Source organism: Paenarthrobacter sp. CM16, from assembly GCF_013179505.1.
Taxonomy (GTDB): Bacteria; Actinomycetota; Actinomycetes; order Actinomycetales; family Micrococcaceae; genus Arthrobacter.
Genome location: NZ_JABMCX010000437.1, coordinates 1 through 2,823 on the forward strand (window position 1 = coordinate 1; position 2,823 = coordinate 2,823).

Genomic DNA, 2,823 nt, shown 5'->3' on the forward strand with positions numbered 1-2,823 from the left:
GTGCACTCCGAGGACGACGATGAACAGTGAGATCACCAGGCCGGCAATGGAGGCGGCCACGATCATCACACCAGTGATGTGCACCAGGAGGACGGCAGAGATCACAACTGTATGTGCGTCAAGAAGTTCCATATTCATTTCTCGTTATGCGGGGCGATGGTTCTGGTTTCGCGTAAGCGTCCTTTTATGGACAGCACTTTTGCCGGTTGTTCCCCCAACTCCAAGCCCTTTCTGACCTTCAGGTTCATCTAATCCTAGGAGGCCCGGCTGTAATACGCTCATTTGAGTCGAAGGCAATTTGTCCGCGTTGTGCTTTACTTCTCGCGCTGACGCCGAGCTGGTGACAAGGATGAGTCATGGCAGGACCACACATCACGTTCTTCGTCCATTGGGAAAGAGGATGGTGACATGGTTGAAGTTCACCTGACTCACCGGCGGAATTAAGCAGGAAGGTGCATTGCGAGGACCTGCTAGAACTCGATGAGGTCCTCGATCGCCGAGTGCAACCATGCGTCAAAGTGCTCGAATTCGCCTTGGTTCTCCCACCCGGGCGATGCGAAATCGTGAACAATGGCCACTGTGCCGGTGCCGACGTCCCAGCAGGCCACGGCGTCGTTGTCCTGACGCCTGGCGAACGGGATCAGGTTCCTGTCCGGGTACCTCTCGGCCAGGCCATGATTGCGGCTCCGGAGCTGATGACCCGTAAGGATCAACCACGGCTCCAAATCGCACAAGTCCAGTTCAACAAGCCGCAACAACCCTCTCGGGTAAACAAAGCCCTCTGGCAACTCATCAGCTACTAATAGCGGCGGCGGGTTCGCGTCGTTCCCGGCGTCCCCTTCGCCCTGAGTCTGGATGGCCGGCGCAAAGCCTTGGACCTTCTTCGCAAACAATCCCATGGTCCTAGGGAAACACACGAATTAGCAGCTCATGGGCAGTTCAGCGTCGCTGTGGGCGGTGAGCCACCTCGGCGGTGGTGGAGTTGGTAGGCCCGGCTCTCTGAGAGATTGCTCGTGCTCGGCACCCCGGACCCTGAGGGGCTGCTCAAGAACGGAAGAATCCTCTGTGCCGGGTCAGCGAGGAACGTGCGGCCCTGATGAGGTCGGACCGTGAAGCCAGGCATCGATCTGCGGTCTGCCGTAACGCTGGTAGCGCATGGGCGGCGTCGTCGAAGTGGTCCGCCCTGATCATTGATTCGATGGCACGGCACTGGTGCTCCGTCTCCATGGCACCCACCATCGAAGAGCTGATCTTCAGGCTGAGTACGGCGGTGGTGGTCTCCGTGGCGTCATGCTCGTCCACGGCGTGGACGATCCGTTCGATCCGCTGTGGCAGCATTGAGAGGTATTTGGCGAGAAATCGCAGGGCCGGTTCAGGGCTTCCAAGTTCCTCGGCGAGAGATTGGAGCCGGCCGAGGTCCAGTTCACTGCCTGGATTACGCGCGTGCTTCATCGCGGCCACCGGCCGTTTCCTCTGATGCCGACTCGCTGGGGTCTTTGGTCCAGATGGAGGCGAGCATTCCGATGACCAGGATGGTGGGTGCGCCGTACATCAGGATGTTCATGACGATGGGTTCGCGCAGGGCGCGGATGGCGTTGCCGACGCCGGGGATGGTGCCGACGTGCTTGTCCACGGTGGCCCCTTGCAGGGTGGCGATCCAGGGGTCGATGCCGTTGTTGGCGTCGCCTTTGGTTTGGACTGCTACGCCGCCGTCGGCGGTGGCGGTGATGTCGGTGATGCGGTGGGTTTCCACCCGTTGGTCTTCGACCGGGATGTGGTAGGTGATGACGTCGCCGACCTTGACCTCGGCGATGGGGGTGGGGACGGTGACGACGACGTCGCCGGGATTGATCATCGGCGCCATGGATCCGGTGAGCATGGTGGAGGTTTGGTAGCCCAGGACGCGTGGGCCGATGGCAAGGAAGAGGAATACGAGCGCTGCGAGGACCAGCATGCCCACACCGATTGCCTTGAATACCTTGGTGGCAACTGTGACGACGACGGCGGACGGCCGGGTCACGGTTTTGGCCGGGGCGGAACGCCGGCCATGCACTGGGGGAGTAGTGATGGTGCTCAGTGCGCTCATGTCTGGCGTTCCTTTCGTGGTGTTCGACGTGACTTCAGTCTTTCCTTCCCGGCTCAAGAGAGTGTGCGGAGCGGCCTCAAGACTTGATCAGGAAATGGCCAGGAACCGGCCGGAAGGGCATACCGGCCGGCCCCTGGGGTCTATCGGGCGAACCCTATGGGGTTTGCTGCGCTGCTACTTGGTGGTTTCGGTGCGTTGGGTGCCGGTGAAGGCGAAGGCGATGGTGGAGGTGGCGCCTTGGAAGTCGTTGTTCGCGGTGGTGGGGAACGCGGTGGTGACTTTGAGGTTGTCGGTCTTGGCCGAGGTCAGGGAGGTCAGGTTGTTCAGGACCTTGTTCGCGGCGATCACCGGCCCGTTGGCCAGCACGGTGGTTTTGGTGCCGGTGCAGGTGTAGGGCGCTGCGGTGCCGGTCCAGGCCACGGAGCAGTTCTCGATGGTCAACTGCAGGCCGTTGGTGGTGTCGGTGGTGAGCAGTGATCCGGTGGCCCCGGCGGAGGTGGTGAGGGTGATGTTGTTCAGGTCCGAGTTGCCGGTGTTGGCCAGGGTGACGAGTTTTTCGATCTTGTCTCCGGGCAGCAGTCCTGCGACGGGCAGGTTCAGGGTGTTGGCCGGTCCGGGGGCGCCCAGGGCGATGGTGACGGTGCCTGCGGTCACTGCCTGGGAGGCGGAGGTGGAGGAGGTGAACGCGCCGTAGGTTCCCATGCCGGCGACGGCCGCTGCGGTGCCGACCAGTGCAA

The 2,823-nt window shown here is 61.7% G+C and carries 4 protein-coding genes; all 4 read right to left on the bottom strand.

The window, feature by feature from the left end:
- Positions 1 to 470: 470 nt before the first annotated feature.
- Positions 471 to 899, bottom strand: coding sequence for a hypothetical protein (locus HP499_RS23050; protein WP_253951761.1), 429 nt, complete (start codon positions 897 to 899; stop codon positions 471 to 473).
- 145 nt (positions 900 to 1,044) lie between these two features.
- Entirely contained in the window at positions 1,045 to 1,452 is a 408-nt protein-coding gene (locus HP499_RS23055; protein ID WP_172326393.1) for an Hpt domain-containing protein, read from the bottom strand.
- Positions 1,436 to 2,086 carry a signal peptidase I gene (locus HP499_RS23060; protein ID WP_172326390.1) on the bottom strand — a complete coding sequence of 217 codons (651 nt, stop codon included), beginning with the start codon at positions 2,084 to 2,086 and terminating at the stop codon, positions 1,436 to 1,438. Before HP499_RS23060 ends, HP499_RS23055 begins: the two co-directional genes overlap by 17 nt.
- A gap of 174 nt (positions 2,087 to 2,260) precedes the next feature.
- The coding region (locus HP499_RS23065; RefSeq protein WP_172326391.1) for a TasA family protein at positions 2,261 to 2,823 on the bottom strand (563 nt) is incomplete at its 5' end.